General features: G+C 61.9%; 11 protein-coding genes. 9 read left to right on the top strand and 2 right to left on the bottom strand.

What is annotated here, in order from left to right; all coding sequences use genetic code 11:
* The first annotated feature begins 8 nt into the window (after nucleotides 1–8).
* From purH to WLQ66_RS13655, 5 genes are all read left to right on the top strand, one after another.
* Complete coding sequence (gene purH / locus WLQ66_RS13675; protein WP_340546890.1) at nucleotides 9–1,598, top strand: bifunctional phosphoribosylaminoimidazolecarboxamide formyltransferase/IMP cyclohydrolase; 1,590 nt, start codon at nucleotides 9–11, stop codon at nucleotides 1,596–1,598.
* Between the two features lie 71 nt (nucleotides 1,599–1,669).
* Complete coding sequence (gene lspA, locus WLQ66_RS13670) at nucleotides 1,670–2,152, top strand: signal peptidase II (RefSeq protein WP_340546889.1); 483 nt, start codon at nucleotides 1,670–1,672, stop codon at nucleotides 2,150–2,152.
* Nucleotides 2,153–2,205: 53 nt separating this feature from the next.
* Nucleotides 2,206–2,721 (top strand): DUF3035 domain-containing protein, encoded by a 516-nt coding sequence (locus WLQ66_RS13665; protein WP_340546888.1) that lies wholly within the window; start codon nucleotides 2,206–2,208, stop codon nucleotides 2,719–2,721.
* 293 nt (nucleotides 2,722–3,014) lie between these two features.
* Complete coding sequence (locus tag WLQ66_RS13660; RefSeq protein WP_340546887.1) at nucleotides 3,015–4,439, top strand: M16 family metallopeptidase; 1,425 nt, start codon at nucleotides 3,015–3,017, stop codon at nucleotides 4,437–4,439.
* The gene (locus tag WLQ66_RS13655; protein ID WP_340546886.1) at nucleotides 4,436–5,755 is read left to right on the top strand and encodes a M16 family metallopeptidase; all 1,320 of its coding nucleotides are present in this window, start codon (nucleotides 4,436–4,438) and stop codon (nucleotides 5,753–5,755) included. Before WLQ66_RS13660 ends, WLQ66_RS13655 begins: the two co-directional genes overlap by 4 nt.
* Nucleotides 5,756–5,861: 106 nt before the next feature.
* Here WLQ66_RS13655 and WLQ66_RS13650 read toward each other — a convergent pair whose 3' ends face one another.
* Both WLQ66_RS13650 and deoC read right to left on the bottom strand, forming a co-directional pair.
* Nucleotides 5,862–8,198, bottom strand: a complete 2,337-nt coding sequence (locus tag WLQ66_RS13650) for an aldehyde dehydrogenase family protein (protein WP_340546885.1) — start codon at nucleotides 8,196–8,198, stop codon at nucleotides 5,862–5,864.
* An 86-nt stretch (nucleotides 8,199–8,284) separates the two neighbouring features.
* Entirely contained in the window at nucleotides 8,285–9,274 is a 990-nt protein-coding gene (deoC, locus tag WLQ66_RS13645; RefSeq protein ID WP_340546884.1) for a deoxyribose-phosphate aldolase, read from the bottom strand.
* Between the two features lie 282 nt (nucleotides 9,275–9,556).
* On the opposite strand from deoC, the gene WLQ66_RS13640 reads away from it, so the two are divergent.
* From WLQ66_RS13640 to WLQ66_RS13625, 4 genes are read left to right on the top strand one after another with little or no spacing between them, the layout of a single operon-like run.
* The gene (locus WLQ66_RS13640) at nucleotides 9,557–10,510 is read left to right on the top strand and encodes a metal ABC transporter solute-binding protein, Zn/Mn family (protein ID WP_374015600.1); all 954 of its coding nucleotides are present in this window, start codon (nucleotides 9,557–9,559) and stop codon (nucleotides 10,508–10,510) included.
* 14 nt (nucleotides 10,511–10,524) lie between these two features.
* A complete protein-coding gene (locus tag WLQ66_RS13635; RefSeq protein WP_340546882.1) occupies nucleotides 10,525–11,373 on the top strand; it encodes a metal ABC transporter ATP-binding protein in 849 nt (282 codons plus the stop codon).
* Complete coding sequence (locus WLQ66_RS13630) at nucleotides 11,373–12,578, top strand: metal ABC transporter permease (RefSeq protein ID WP_340546881.1); 1,206 nt, start codon at nucleotides 11,373–11,375, stop codon at nucleotides 12,576–12,578. The genes WLQ66_RS13635 and WLQ66_RS13630 overlap by 1 nt, the downstream gene beginning before the upstream one ends.
* A complete protein-coding gene (locus tag WLQ66_RS13625; protein WP_340546880.1) occupies nucleotides 12,575–13,504 on the top strand; it encodes a metal ABC transporter permease in 930 nt (309 codons plus the stop codon). The genes WLQ66_RS13630 and WLQ66_RS13625 overlap by 4 nt, the downstream gene beginning before the upstream one ends.
* Nucleotides 13,505–13,506 lie beyond the last annotated feature (2 nt).

Raw genomic sequence — 13,506 nt, 5'->3', positions numbered from 1 at the left:
GCCCTGCCATGACCGACCTTCACCCCGTACGCCGTGCGCTGCTTTCCGTATCCGACAAGACCGGGTTGATCGACCTGGGTAAGGCCCTGGCGGCACGTGGCGTTGAGCTGCTCTCAACCGGCGGGACGGCCAAGGCGCTGCGCGAGGCAGGCCTGACCGTGAAAGACGTGTCCGAGATCACCGGTTTTCCTGAGATGATGGATGGTCGGGTGAAGACGCTGCACCCGATGGTGCATGGCGGTCTGCTGGCGCTGCGGGACAACGACACGCATGTGGCTGCGATGGAGGAACATGGCATCGGTGCCATCGACCTTCTGGTGGTGAACCTCTATCCATTTGAGGAAACCGTGGCCAAGGGCGGCGACTACGACAGCTGCATCGAGAACATCGACATCGGCGGTCCGGCAATGATCCGCGCCGCCTCCAAGAACCACCTGTTCGTGAATGTTGTGGTGGATGTCGAAGATTACGAGCCACTGCTGGCAGAGCTGGACAAAAACGACGGCAAGACCTCCTATGGCTTCCGTCAGTGGCTTGCACAGAACGCCTATGCTCGCACAGCCGCATATGATGCGGCGGTGTCGAACTGGATGGCAGGCGCGCTGAAGCTTGAGGCACCCCGCCGCCGCGCCGTTGCAGGGCAATTGGCCCAGACCCTGCGCTATGGTGAGAACCCTCATCAGCAGGCGGCGTTTTACCTGGATGGCTCCGCCCGCGCAGGTGTCGCCACCGCACAGCAGGTGCAGGGCAAGGAACTGTCCTACAACAACATCAATGACACCGATGCCGCCTTTGAGCTGGTCAGCGAGTTTGCCCCCGCTGATGGCCCCGCCGTGGCTATCATCAAACACGCCAACCCCTGTGGAGTGGCCCGTGGCGCAACACTGAAAGAGGCCTATCAGAAAGCCTTCGACTGTGACCGGACCTCGGCCTTTGGCGGTATTGTCGCGCTGAACCAGCCGCTGGACGGCGAAACCGCTCTAGAGATCGTCCAGATCTTCACCGAAGTCGTCATCGCCCCCGGTGCCTCGGAAGAGGCAAAGGCGATTTTCGCCGCCAAGAAAAACCTGCGTCTGCTGCTGACCGATGGTCTGCCCAACCCGCAGGATACAGGTCTGACCACCCGTCAGGTCTCCGGCGGTATGCTGGTGCAGGACAAGGACGTCGGCCACCGCGCCATGGACGACCTGAAGGTGGTCACTGAAAAGGCCCCGACTGAAGAACAGATGCAGGATCTGCTCTTTGCCTGGAAGGTAGCGAAACATGTGAAATCCAACGCCATCGTCTATGTCAAATCTGGCCAGACTGTTGGTGTTGGTGCAGGTCAGATGAGCCGTCTGGACAGTGCCACCATCGCAGGCGTCAAGGCGCAGCGCATGGCTGACGCGCTGGAATTGCCCGAAAGCCTCGCCAAAGGATCAGCGGTGGCGTCTGATGCGTTCTTCCCCTTTGCCGACGGCCTGCTGGAAGCGGCAGCGAATGGCGCGACCTGCGTTATCCAGCCCGGTGGTTCCATGCGAGATGACGAGGTGATCAAGGCCGCCAATGACGCCGGTCTGGCGATGGTCTTCACCGGCATGCGCCATTTCCGCCACTAGACACGGTTGACGCCGATCGGACCAGTTTGGTCCGGTCGGCCATCCGAAACCCCGTCAAGAGGAGCCGCGCTATGCGAGCCAAAGTGATGATCTGGGCAGCGGTATTGGCGTTGCTTGCGGATCAGATCAGTAAATATCTGGTGGTTCGGGTCATGGATGTCGCCAATCGCGGCGGCATTGACGTGCTGCCGCCGCTGCTGCGGTTCCGCTATGGTGAAAATACGGGCATCAACTTCGGCCTGTTCGGCGGTGGCACTGACACCACACGCTGGATCCTGATCGGGCTGTCTCTGGTGATCTGCCTGGTGCTAGTGATCTGGATCTCGCGCCTGCCTGCCAATGCCCGCGTCATGCAACTGTCCGCCGGGCTGGTCATCGGCGGCGCGCTGGGCAATGTCGTCGACCGGCTGCTCTATGGCTATGTGCTCGATTTCCTCAATATGTCCTGCTGCGGCATCGACAATCCCTTTGTCTTCAATGTGGCGGACATCTTTATCTTTGCGGGAGCGGCCGGCTTGATCCTATTTGACGGGCGGCAGAAAAACCCTGCGTGACCTCGCTGGGTAAATACGATAAAAGCGGCTCAAACAGGCAGGAGTAACGGGTCATGCGGATCCCTTTTGGTGTGATTGTTCTGATGGGCGCGCTGGCCGTATCTGCCTGCGGGCAAAAAGGGCTGCGTGATCTGCGCCCCTCCGGAACCGGCCCGGATGAATTTATGGTCCTGCCTGCCAAACCGCTGGAAGAACCGACCAGCTACAAGACGCTGCCGCAGCCGACGCCGGGCGCGGCCAACCTTACCGACCGCAACCCCAAGGGCGAAGCCGTCGCCGTGCTCGGCGGAAATGCCGCAGCGCTGGTTCCCAGTGATGGTGTCCCCGCCAGCGATGGCGCCTTGGTCACTGCCGCCAGCCGCTATGGCGTCGATCCCGACGTCCGTGCGGATCTCGCCGCGCGCGATGCAAAGAAGCGCAAGCGTGAAAACCGCACGGCACGGTTCAAGCTGTTCCCTGTTGACCGCTACCAGGACGCCTACAAACGCGAGGCGATTGCGCCGGATGTGGTCAGCGAACGATTCCGCCGTGCCGGATTCGAGACCCCGTCGGCCCCGCCGGCAGAGTAACGCCGAGTCTGCAGTTTTCGGGATTATGTGGCGATCACAAAAACGCCATTTCCCTTGCACATGCCCCCCTAGAGCGTAGTTTGATGCCAGCGATGTTGGTCCGTTTTATGGATCAATGCCAATGATATGTCGTCGGATCGGACCTGCTGCTTTGCACGCCCCCACACGGACAGGGTGGCGTATAGCATTGCCCATCGCGGGCAGGTGGCCCTGTCTGACCGGCTGCATTTGTCTATTTTGACGCTACCGGTCTACCCATTGCCGCTGGCGTACCGCAAAAAAGGAGATCACCAATGATCCCCCCTATGAAACCCGTGATCCGCCGGATCATCAGGGCCAGCGCGCTTGTTGCAGCCCTCGTGGCCATGGATTTGGCGACTCTGAGGTCCGGCAACTTTGTTCAGACAGCGCAGGCACAGGGCGCCGATGCGCCGAACGATGCAAGCGACATGGTCACAAGCTTTGTGCTGGACAATGGCATGCAGGTGGTCGTGATCGAAGATCATCGCGCGCCCGTTGTTCAGCATATGGTCTGGTACCGCGCCGGTTCCGCCGACGAACCTGTGGGCCAATCCGGCGTGGCGCATTTCCTCGAACACCTGCTGTTCAAGGCCACCGATACGATGGAGGCCGGAGAGCTGTCAGCCACGGTTGCGGCCAATGGCGGGCGGGACAATGCTTTCACCAGCTATGATTATACCGCCTATTTCCAGCGTGTCGCAGCGGATCGCCTGGGGCTGATGATGCAGATGGAAAGCGACCGCATGGTCAATATCCGCCTGACCGAACAGGATATCGAAACCGAACGCGAAGTCATTCTGGAGGAACGCAATCAGCGCACCGACAGCGAGCCGCGCGCGTTGTTTCGTGAGCAGTTGAATGCGGCGCAGTATCTCAACCATCGCTACGGGCAGCCGATCATTGGCTGGCGCCATGAGATGGAAGAGCTGGACATGGCAGATGCGCTGTCCTTTTACGGGACATACTACGCCCCCAATAATGCGATTCTGGTGGTCTCCGGTGATGTCGATCCCGCAGAGGTGCGTCGCCTTGCCGAGGAGAGCTATGGCAAGATCCCGGCCAACCCGGAGCTGCCCGAACGGCTCCGCAGCAAGGAGCCTCAGCAGACCGCTGCCCGGCGTATTATCTTCAAGGATCCGCGCGTGGCGCAGCCCTTTGTCCAGCGCTCCTATCTGGCGCCTGAACGTGACAGTGGTGCGCAGGAACGCGCAGCGGCGCTGTATCTTCTGGCCGAACTATTGGGCGGCGGCAGCACGTCGTATCTGACCAATGCGCTACAGTTCGACCAGCAGGTGGCAGTCTATACCGGGGTTTTCTATTCCGATGTCTCGCTGGACGACACCACCTTCGACTTTCTGATCGTGCCGGGCGCGGACATCAGCCTTGAGGATGCCGAGGCCGCGCTTGATGCGACCTTTGCCCGGTTCCTCGAAGAGGGCGTCGATGAGGCACAGCTGGAGCGGATCAAACTGCAACTGCGTGCCGCCGAAGTTTATGCCCGCGACAATGTCGACGGGATCGCAAACCGCTATGGTCGGGCGCTGGCCTCGGGACTGACGGTTGAGGATGTGCAGGCCTGGCCCCGCATCCTGCAATCCATCACGGCGGATGAAATCATCGCAGTTGCCCGCGAAGTGCTGCGACCGGAGGTCTCGGTGACCGGCTGGATGATGCGAGATGAAGAGGTAAGCCAATGAAGGCGATAAAGCTCATCACGGCGGCAATGGCCGTCTGTTTCCTCGCCCTGCCTGTCTGGGCAGAGGTGAAAATCAAGGAGGTCACCTCTCCCGGTGGCATCACCGCGTGGCTGGTCGAGGACCACAGCATCCCCTTTACCGCGCTGGAACTGCGGTTTCGCGGTGGCACATCGCTCGACAAACCGGGAAAGCGTGGCGCGACCTATCTGATGGCCGGCCTGTTGGAAGAGGGCGCCGGACCCTTGCCTGCCCAGGACTACGCCCGCGCGCTGGAAAGCCTGGCGGCGGGGTTCTCCTATGATGCAGACAAGGATACCGTGTCCATTTCGGCGCAATTCCTGAGCGAGAACCGCAATCGGGCGATTGATCTGCTGCGTCAGACCATCCACGAGCCGCGCTTTGATCAGGATGCACTGGACCGGGTGCGTGCGCAGGTCCTCGCCGGACTGCGTTCCGATGCGAAAGATCCCAATGACATTGCCGGGCGGGTGTTCTCGCAGATGGCTTTTGGCGATCATCCCTACGGCACCGAAGGAAACGGGACCATCGAGAGCGTGACCGCCCTCACCCGACAGGACATGTTTGATGCGCATGAAGCGGTCTTTGCCCGCGACCGGCTCTACGTCGGGGCGGTGGGGGATATCACCGAGGCGGAATTGGGAGCGCTTCTCGATACTTTGCTGGCGGATCTGCCAGCGGAAGGCGCGCCAATTCCAGGACCGGCAGATGTCACCATCGAAGGGGGCGTGACCGTTGTTGACTACGACACGCCACAATCGGTGGCGCTGTTCGGTCATATCGGCATCAAACGCGACGACCCGCGGTATTTTGCGGCCTATCTGCTGAACCAGATCCTCGGTGGGGGATCTTTTGACAGCCGCCTGATGTCGGAGGTGCGCGAGAAACGCGGCCTCACCTACGGTGTCTACAGCTACCTGGTTCCGCGTGATCTTGGTGCTGTCTACATGGGCTCCGTCGCCTCGGCCAATGGCAAGATCGCCGAGACGGTTGAGGTGATCCAGACCGAATGGGCGAAGCTGGCAGCCGAGGGTGTAACGGAGAAGGAACTGGCGGATGCAAAGACCTATCTGACCGGGGCCTACCCACTGCGCTTTGATGGCAATAGCCGGATCGCGTCCATTCTGGCGGGGATGCAGATGGATGACCTGCCCATTGATTACGTCGCCACCCGCAATGACAAGGTGAATGCAGTGACATTGGACGAGATCAACAAGGTGGCAGCGGAGATCCTGCTGCCGGATCAGCTGCATTTCATCGTGGTGGGTCGTCCTGAAGGTCTGCAATCCACCAACTGAGCTGGGCTGGCGGTATATCAAACGGAAAAAAGGGCGCTACCATTTCTGGTAGCGCCCTTTTTGCAGGATATGACGGGTGCAGCCCCTTTGGGCTGCACCCATCGGCTTATTCGCCGTAGGGGATCCAGATGTTCTTTACCTCGGTTGCGGCTTCGAGGAAGCGGCGGCTGTGGTCCGACGCCCAGTCCAGCGCCATGCCATTGTTGACCCATGTACGCTTGAGATTACCGGCGGAGGCAGCCTCGATCGCGGCGGAGAGGTCAGAGGAGGAGAAGCTCCAGACCGCATCTACATTGAGATGGGCGGCCAGCGGTTCGGCCAGTTCGGCGTGACGGCCGGTCAAGATATTGACGACGCCACCGGGCAGATCGGATGTGTCCAGCACCTGATAGAAGTCGGTCGCCGCCAGCGGGTAGGCCTCGGATGCGGCCAGGACCACGCGGTTGCCCATGGCAATGGCGGGTGCCAGCACCGAGATCAGGCCCAGCAAGGGGGCCTCATCCGCGCAGAGTGCGCCGATCACCCCAACAGGTTCCTTCATCGCCAGGGCCACACCGCGGATTGGCACACCATGGGCCTGCCCGTCGTATTTGTCGGCCCAGGCAGCGGCGGTGAACAGGCGCTGGATCGAGGTTTCGACCTCCTGCGCGCCTTGGGACTTGCCGGTCATCCGGTCGATCCGATCGGCAAATTCGCCAGCCCGCGCAGATAGGTTTTCGCCGATGTAGTAAAGGATCTGCGCGCGCAGATGGCCCGTCGTCTTGGCCCAGCCATTGGCCCCGGCTGCGGCTTCCACGGCGTTGCGAACGTCCTTGCGGTTGCCGAGGCCAACGTGGCCCAGCAGCGCGCCGGATTTGCCATGGATGGCTTTGGAATAGCCGCCATCCGGGCGCGCCTGCTTGCCACCGATATAGAGTTTTGCGGTGCGGTCCACGGCATCAACCGGTGCACCTTCACCGTCAAAACCCTTGATCTGGTCAAGAGCTTTGACCTTGCCCTTTGGCTTGGTGTAGGCGCCAAGCCCTTCCCAGCCGCCTTCACGGCCAAAGCCGCTTTCACGGGTGCCGCCAAATCCTGCGGCCGCATCAAAGAGATTGGTTGCATTGACCCAGACCACGCCGGCAACCAGTTTGGGGGCGATGTCCAGCGCGAGATTGACGTTTTCAGTCCAGAGCGTCGCCGCCAGACCGTAGCGGGTGTTATTCGCCAGTTCTACAGCCTCGGATGGGGTGCGGAAGGTGGTCGATACCAGAACCGGACCAAAGATCTCCTCCTGCATCAGCGTGTCGGAGGGCGCCAGACCTTCGATGAGGGTGGGCGGGTAGAAACACCCGCGCTCCGGCACATCGATCTGCGCCTGATACATGCGGCCGGCCGAATTGGCGGCAACCATCTCGCTGATGGTGGTCAGCTGCACCGGGTCGACAATGGCGCCGATGTCGATGCTCTTGTCCAGCGGATTGCCGATGCGCAACTTGTCCATCCGTGCGCGTAGTTTCCTGTGGAAACGGTCGGCGACGCCTTCCTGAACAAGAAGTCGCGAGCCGGCGCAGCAGACCTGTCCCTGATTGAACCAGATTGCATCAACGAGACCTTCAATGGCGGAGTCGATATCGGCGTCGTCAAAGACGATGTAGGGAGATTTGCCGCCCAGCTCCAGCGTCAGTGCCTTGCCGCTGCCTGCGGTGGCTTCGCGAATGCGGCGGCCGACGGCGGTGGACCCGGTAAAGGCGATCTTGTCGACTTCGGCCCCGACGATCATCTCCCCCACGGCGCCATCGCCTGTCACGATGTTCACAACACCCTTGGGCAGGCCCGCCTGACGGCAGATATCAGCAAACAGCAGGGCGGTAAGCGAGGTGTATTCCGCAGGTTTCAGCACCACAGTATTGCCCATGGCCAGGGCCGGCGCGACCTTCCACGCCAGCATCAGCAGCGGAAAGTTCCAAGGGATGATCTGCCCACAGACACCCAGCGCCTCACGGTCGGGAAGTTCGCTTTCCATCAGCTGGGCCATGCCTGCGTGATAGTAGAAATGGCGCTGCGCCAGCGGCACATCAATGTCGCGGCTTTCGCGGATTGGCTTGCCGTTATCCAGCGTTTCCAGAACCGCAAACAGGCGCGCGTGTTTTTGCATCAGCCGCGCGATGGCATAGAGATAGCGTGCGCGGCCGGCGCCGCCTAGGGCCGCCCATTTGCCCTGCGCCTTGCGCGCCGCGGCAACAGCGCTGTCGACATCCGACTGGCTGGCCTGGGTCAATGTGGCCAGAACCTCGCCGGTTGCCGGGTTCTTGCTGTCGAACCCGTCGCCGGGTGCGGTGAAGTCGCCGTCGATGAAATGGCCGAACCGGGCGCCCTGATCCACCAGCCAGGCCAGCGCCTCAGCTGCACTTTCGGGGGCGGGGCCATAGGTCATGGTGTCGAAAATCTCTTTGATAGTCATGTGTCGAGCCTTGTGTCTGTCGCTGCTTGCCCGGATCCGGAAGCGGGCCGGAGGCCTTTCAGGCATCCGGGGGTGGCATCTGAAGGTTAGGCCAGCGCGTGGCGGTAGCCGGCGGAATAGGCGCCGGTGACATGGTGTTCGAGCTGCCGTTCGATATCGCCCAGCAGGCTGGACGCGCCAAAGCGGAACAGATCCGGCTGCAGCCAGCGGTCGCCCAGCTCGTCCTTGATTAGCGAAAGATATACCAGCGCATCCTTGGCCTTTGAGATCCCACCAGCGGGTTTGTAGCCAACGCGGTAGCCGGTGCGCTCGTGATAGTCGCGGATGGCGCGGATCATGACCAGGCTGACCGGCAGCGTGGCGTTGACGCTTTCCTTGCCGGTCGAGGTCTTGATGAAATCAGCACCCGCCATCATGCAGATCAGCGAGGCACGCGCAACGTTACGCAATGTGCCCAGCTCTCCGGTGGCGAGGATGGCCTTTACATGGGCGTCGCCACAGGCCTCGCGGAAGGCTTTCATCTCATCATAGAGAGCCTGCCAATTGCCGGACAGCACGTGACGACGGGAGATCACGATATCAATCTCCTTGGCCCCGGCCTTCACACTTTCTTCGATCTCGGCGAGGCGCAGGTGAAACGGCGACAGGCCGCCGGGGAAACCCGTAGACACGGCGGCCACCGGAATACCCGTGCCCTCCAGCGCGTCGACAGCGGTTTCGATCATGTCGTGGTAGACGCAGACCGCGCCGGTGGTGATCGGCTCCATGCCGAGCGCGGTCATCAGGTCGCTGCGCACAGGCTGGCGCGCCTTGGCGCAAAGCCGTTGCACACGCCCCACGGTGTCGTCACCGGAGAGTGTGGTCAGGTCAATCAGCGTGATCGCCTTCAGCAGCCAGGCCGCCTGATAGTCTTTCTTGACGCTGCGCCGACCTGGCAGCGTGGCACAGCGACGCTCGATGGCGGAGGTGTTTGCCTCAACCCCAAGCGCCCAGTCCAGATCCAGCTCCATGCCGGGGTTACGCGGTTCGCCCACCTGCGGCAGCTGCGCGGTGTGCTCTGCAATTTGGCTTTCCATGCCGGGAATCCTCATTCGAGTTCGGTGCGAAAATCGCACGACCACCCAAGCTTGGCAAGCAAGGGCAGGGTTGTCTGGGGTAAAATTTTGACTGTTTGGACAAAAAATTATCTATTTTTGCGAACCGTTCTCATTTCTTCTTGCGAATAAGTCGCATTTTCATTGACAGGACATCGCTGAGCGCTCTTATTGATGTCAGATGACAATTAGAGGATCAGCTCCATGCGTTCGACGCTCAGCACATCAATGAAGATCGCCCACAAGCTGGTGCTGGCTGCTGTGATGGCCTTTGTCGGGCTCGTTGCCACGACGTTCGGCAGCTCAGACGGCTCTGCTGCGCGGGCGGATGCCCCGCTGAAAGTGGTGGCAACAACCGGCATGATCGCCGATGCCGCCCGCCAGGTTGGCGGTGATGCAGTCGAGGTGCGCGCCCTGATGGGACCCGGGGTAGACCCGCACGCCTATCGGCAGACACGGTCCGATATCGTGGCGATGACCCGTGCAGATCTGGTGCTGTGGCACGGTCTCTATCTTGAGGCACAGATGGAAGAGTTCTTCCACGATCTGGCGCGCAAACGGACGGTGGTTGCCGTCGCCGACCATCTGGACAAGGACAAGCTGCGCGGCCATGACGCCTATGCAGATAAATATGACCCCCATGTCTGGATGACCCCGGCCCTGTGGAAGGACATGGTCGCAGAGGTTCAGGCGGCGCTGAGTGATGCGCGTCCGGATCAGGCCGATCTTTTTGCCGCCAATGCAGCGGCGCATCTGGCAGAGCTGGATCAGCTCATCGCCTACGGCAACGACATCCTGGCCCAGGTGCCGGTCGAAAATCGGGTGCTGGTCACGGCGCATGATGCCTTTGGGTATTTTGGCCGTGACTTCGGGTTTGAGGTGCTGGGCATTCAAGGCATCTCCACCCAATCCGAAGCCGGCCTCAATCGCATTGGCGCGCTGGTCGATATGCTGGTGGCGCGTCAGATCTCTGCCGTCTTTGTCGAAAGCTCGGTTTCGGATCGTTCGATGCGTGCCCTGATCGAAGGGGCAGCGGCGCAAGGTCATGAGGTTCGTATCGGCGGAGAGCTGTTCTCCGACGCGATGGGCGCCGATGGCAGCTATGAGGGCACCTATGTCGGGATGCTGGATCATAATATGACCACTATCGCGGCTGCTCTTGGCGCCAAGGTGCCACCTAAGGGCATGTCCGGCCGCCTGTCCGGTGCCGGATTTTGAAGGGAACCGATGAGATGAGCGTGGAACTGGCTCGCGACAATGGCGCGCCCGCTGCCGCTGAGGGAATCACCCACAGCCTTGACAGGTCGCCGCTGGCCATCAGGGGGCTGACCGTAACCTACGGCGAGAAGCCAGCCGTTTTCTCTGTCGATATGACAGTGGAGCCGGGACGGATGACGGCCATCATCGGCCCGAATGGAGCTGGTAAATCGACCTTGCTGAAGGCCGCGCTTGGCATCGTGCCGCCGATTTCAGGGCGGGTGCAGGTCTTTGGCAAGCCGCTGGACAGCCAACGGGCCCGCATTGCCTATGTCCCGCAACGGGCCAGCGTCGACTGGGATTTCCCGACACGGGTGATTGACGTTGTAATGATGGGGCTCTACCGCGAGCTGGGCCTGCTGGGCCGCATCACCGGACGCCATCGCACCGAGGCGCAGGCCTGCCTGGACCGTGTCGGGATGGGCGATTTCGCCACCCGCCAGATTGGCCAGCTGTCCGGGGGTCAGCAGCAACGGGTCTTTCTGGCGCGGGCGCTGGCTCAGGGAGCAGATCTTTATCTGCTGGACGAACCCTTTGCCGGTGTCGATGCCGCGACCGAGAAGGCCATTATCGCGGTGCTGAAACAGCTGCGCGCAGATGGCAGGACAGTGGTTGTGGTGCATCACGATCTTGCCACCGTCGGCGAGTATTTCGACAATGTCTTCCTGATCAACACACGCAAAGTCGCAGAGGGTCCGGTTGCACAGGCCTTTACCGCCGAAACCCTGCAAAGCGCCTATGGCGGGCGGTTGGCCACTGCGCAGGTTGACCAGCTGGCCGTGGCACCCGGATCTATTCTCCCACAGAGCGGCGGGCCATTCTGATGCTTTGGGACGCCCTGCTGCTGCAAATGGGCTATAATGCGACGCTGGTCGCAATTGGCGCCACATTGCTTGGCATCGCCGCCGGCATCACCGGAACCTTCCTTTTCCTGCGCAAACGGGCGCTGGTCAGCGATGCCATCAGCCATGCCACCTTGCCCGGTGTCGGGCTTGCCTTTCTGGTAATGGTCGCGCTTGGCGGCGATGGTCGCAATCTGGCCGGTCTGCTCCTTGGGTCGGCACTCTCGGCGATGGCCGGGCTGTGGTGCCTCAACTGGCTGACCCGCCGTACCCGTCTGGCCGAGGACGCCGCGATTGGCGCCGTGCTCTCCGTGTTCTTCGGGTTCGGCATCGTGATCCTGACGGTAATCCAGACGCTGGGGGTGGGCCGTCAGGCCGGGCTGGAGGGGTTCCTGCTTGGCTCTACGGCAGGCATGTTGTGGAACGATGCGCTGGTGATTGCGGGAGGTGGCGCGGCCACGCTGCTGTTGATCCTGCTGCTGCGGCGTCCGATGACCCTGGTGGCCTTTGACCCTGAGTACGCCGCGTCACAGGGTGTCTCCGTCTCCCGTATCGACATGATGATGATGGGGCTGGTGATGGCTGTCACCGTTGTCGGGCTGAAAATCGTCGGCCTGATCCTGATCGTGGCGCTGCTGATCATCCCGGCCGTCACCGCCCGGTTCTGGACCGAGCGGTCCGATCTGGTGGTGCTGCTGGCTGGCGGTGCCGGCGGGCTGTCAGCCTATCTTGGTGCGGCGGTATCTGCATCGGCGCCGAACCTGCCCACCGGGCCTATCATCGTCCTGATGAGCTTTGGCCTCTTTGCGCTGTCGCTTCTGCTGGCTCCCAATCGCGGGGTGCTGGCGGCTGTGCTGCGCCATCGGCGGTTTCAGCGCCGGGTCCATCTGCGCCAGGGGCTGCTGGCATTGGCGCAGGATCAGGTGATCTATGAGCCGCTGACCCTGCGATTGCTGCGCCAGCGTGGCCTCTTACGCGCCGATGGGGTGCCCACGGAACAGGGCCGCGCCCGCGCCGCCAAGGCGCTGCGAGACGAACATCGCTGGGCGCTGGTGCGCAGCGACCAGACACATGAGGCGGCAGCGGCGCTATATGATGGGCTGCGCGAGATAGAGACGGTTCTGACTGCCGACCAGATTTCCGACATTGACCGCCGCATGGGCGGCCCCCGTGAGGTTCTGCCATGAGCGGCGCTGAATTTGTCCCGTTGTCCCTGACACCTCTGCTGATCGGTGTCTTTGCCGCCGTCGCCTGTGCGCTGCCGGGGAATTTCCTGCTGCTGCGTCGGCAGGCGCTGATTGGCGATGCCATCAGCCATGTTGTTCTACCGGGTATCGTTGTTGCTTTCCTCCTGACCGGGGTGATCGCAGCGGGTCCGATGATGCTGGGGGCCGCTGGAGCCGCCATCGTTGCCGTGGTTGTGATCGAACTGATCCGCCGCCTTGGCCGGATCGAGCCGGGGGCCGCCATGGGCGTGGTCTTCACCACCATGTTCGCAGGCGGGGTCTTGCTGCTGGAGCAGACCGATACATCGGCGGTTCATCTGGATGTGGAACACGCGCTCTACGGCAATCTCGAAAGCCTGATCTGGCTTGATGCCACCGGCTGGGAATCGCTGCTGGATCCGGTGGCGCTCAGCTATTTGCCGACCGAGCTGTTGCGCATGGGGCTGACCTTGATCGGGGTCACCGTCTTTATCGCTCTGTTCTGGCGCCCTCTTAAGATTGCGACCTTTGATGAGGGGTTTGCCCGCACGCTGGGTATCCGCACCGATCTGTTGGGGCTGGGGTTGGTGATCACTGCTGCAATCGCCGCCGTTGCGGCCTTTGATGCGGTGGGGTCGATCATCGTGATCGCGATGTTCATCTGCCCGCCGGCCGCAGCGCGGATGATGTCGAACCAGCTGGAGGGTCAGCTGGGCTGGAGCGTCGGGTTTGCCGTGGTTTCAGCGGTTGTCGGCTATGTCCTGGCGGGCTATGGCCCGCTCTGGCTTGGCGCTGCGGACGCCGTAAGCGCCGCCGGGATGATCGCAACGGTTTCGGGTCTGTTGCTGGCGATTGCGGCACGGTTCGGCCCGTGCCGTCACCGGGCCGGGGCGCCAGCAGGGGTCTGATC

The sequence above is a fragment of the Phaeobacter sp. A36a-5a genome (assembly GCF_037911135.1).
In the GTDB taxonomy this organism is placed as follows: domain Bacteria; phylum Pseudomonadota; class Alphaproteobacteria; order Rhodobacterales; family Rhodobacteraceae; genus Phaeobacter; species Phaeobacter bryozoorum.
Note: the sequence above shows the minus strand (reverse complement) of the source record. Positions and strands in the feature narration are given on the sequence as shown.

Coding starts and splice junctions, on each gene's coding strand:
- purH (WP_340546890.1), top strand. CDS start 9: ATGACCGACCTTCACCCCGTACGCCGTGCGCTGCTTTCCGTATCCGAC.
- lspA (WP_340546889.1), top strand. CDS start 1,670: ATGCGAGCCAAAGTGATGATCTGGGCAGCGGTATTGGCGTTGCTTGCG.
- WLQ66_RS13665 (WP_340546888.1), top strand. CDS start 2,206: ATGCGGATCCCTTTTGGTGTGATTGTTCTGATGGGCGCGCTGGCCGTA.
- WLQ66_RS13660 (WP_340546887.1), top strand. CDS start 3,015: ATGATCCCCCCTATGAAACCCGTGATCCGCCGGATCATCAGGGCCAGC.
- WLQ66_RS13655 (WP_340546886.1), top strand. CDS start 4,436: ATGAAGGCGATAAAGCTCATCACGGCGGCAATGGCCGTCTGTTTCCTC.
- WLQ66_RS13650 (WP_340546885.1), bottom strand. CDS start 8,198: ATGACTATCAAAGAGATTTTCGACACCATGACCTATGGCCCCGCCCCC.
- deoC (WP_340546884.1), bottom strand. CDS start 9,274: ATGGAAAGCCAAATTGCAGAGCACACCGCGCAGCTGCCGCAGGTGGGC.
- WLQ66_RS13640 (WP_374015600.1), top strand. CDS start 9,557: ATGGCCTTTGTCGGGCTCGTTGCCACGACGTTCGGCAGCTCAGACGGC.
- WLQ66_RS13635 (WP_340546882.1), top strand. CDS start 10,525: ATGAGCGTGGAACTGGCTCGCGACAATGGCGCGCCCGCTGCCGCTGAG.
- WLQ66_RS13630 (WP_340546881.1), top strand. CDS start 11,373: ATGCTTTGGGACGCCCTGCTGCTGCAAATGGGCTATAATGCGACGCTG.
- WLQ66_RS13625 (WP_340546880.1), top strand. CDS start 12,575: ATGAGCGGCGCTGAATTTGTCCCGTTGTCCCTGACACCTCTGCTGATC.